We start from the raw sequence: 1,340 nt of genomic DNA, 5'->3' as shown, positions 1-1,340 counted from the left end.
ATCCAGGTCGCGGTGCCCAGCCGGGAGCGGGTCACCCAGTACCAGATCCTCCGGGACCGGGTGGAGCATCAGGTCGGCCGGATCAACGGCGAGTTCGGCCGGGTCGGCGAGCCGGCCATCCACTACCTCAACCAGCCCTTCGACCGGGCCGAACTGGTCGCCCTCTACCGGATCGCCGACGTGATGGCGGTGACCCCGCTGCGGGACGGGATGAACCTGGTCGCCAAGGAGTACGTGGCCGCCCGGGTGGACGACACCGGAGCCCTGCTGCTCAGCGAGTTCGCCGGGGCGGCCGCCGAACTCACCCAGGCGTACCTGGTGAACCCGCACGACCTGGAGGGGCTCAAGCACGGGCTGCTCGCGGCGCTGCGGGCCGCGCCGGAGGACGTCTCGGCCCGGATGCGGGCGATGCGAGAACACCTGGCCCGCAACGACATCCACGCCTGGGCGGGGTCCTACCTGAGCGCGCTGGAGGAGAGCGGCTCCCTGCTCAGGCGGCGCGCCCGGACCCGCTGACCGTGGTGCTCAGCCGAGCGCCGGCGCCGGATCCTTCTCGAGCCAGTCCAGGATCGCGTCGATCGGCTCCCGCCACCGGGCGTCGAGCATCAGGTCGTGCCCCATGCCGGGGAAGAGCAGCGGGGCCGAGGCGTACCGGCGGGCCGCCCGGGTCAGCGCGGACGCCGACACCACCCGGTCGTCCGGGCTGCCCAGCACCAGCACCGGCGGACGGCCCACCGCCGGCTCCGGCTCCCGGCCGGTGAGCAGTTGCCACTGCGCCCGCCGGCTGGCCCGGCCCAGCCGGGCGACGTGCCGGCGGGCGTCGGCGTCGGGCAGCTCCCGGCTGAACAGCTGCCGGCGGCTGAGCCGCAGGCGGGCGCCGAAAACCGCCGGCAGCGTGCCGACGGGGTTGCGCCGCAGCGCCGTGCCCGCCGTCCCCCAGCCGCCGAGCACCGGCGCCACCAGCACCGCCGCCCGGGCCGGGTAGCGGGCCAGGGCGTGCCCGACCACCCGGGCGCCGGCGCCGTGCCCCACCAGCACCGCCTGCCGCGGCAGGCCCGCCGCCGCCTGGACCACGTCATGGGTGTACGCGCGCAGCGTCGCGTCCGGCGCCGGCTCGCTGCCGCCGTGCCCGCGCAGGCTCAGCGCGTACGCCGGGAATCCCCGGTCGGCGGCGTGCTCCAGCCAGTGCTCGGCGAACGCCCACGCCCCGTGCCCGAACCCGGGTACGAAGAGCAGCGGCGGCTTCGCCTGGTCCAGCTCGGGCACCGCGGCCAGCAGCTCGCGGCGGGCCCGGCGCTCCGGCCGGGCCCACTCCCACGCCCGGACGACCCGCACCCGTT

General features: G+C 76.8%; 2 protein-coding genes. One reads left to right on the top strand and one right to left on the bottom strand.

Annotated features, from left to right (window positions below; all coding sequences use genetic code 11):
* A partial coding sequence (locus ONA70_RS36300; protein WP_265010992.1) for a trehalose-6-phosphate synthase occupies window positions 1–516 on the top strand: 516 nt, incomplete at its 5' end.
* Window positions 517–525: 9 nt separating this feature from the next.
* Here ONA70_RS36300 and ONA70_RS36295 read toward each other — a convergent pair.
* A partial coding sequence (locus ONA70_RS36295; protein ID WP_265010991.1) for an alpha/beta hydrolase occupies window positions 526–1,340 on the bottom strand: 815 nt, incomplete at its 5' end.

This window comes from Micromonospora yasonensis (assembly GCF_026013475.1).
GTDB classification, from domain to species: Bacteria; Actinomycetota; Actinomycetes; order Mycobacteriales; family Micromonosporaceae; genus Micromonospora; species Micromonospora yasonensis.
The sequence above is the reverse complement of the archived record's forward strand: the minus strand, read 5'-3'. Positions and strand labels throughout refer to the sequence as shown.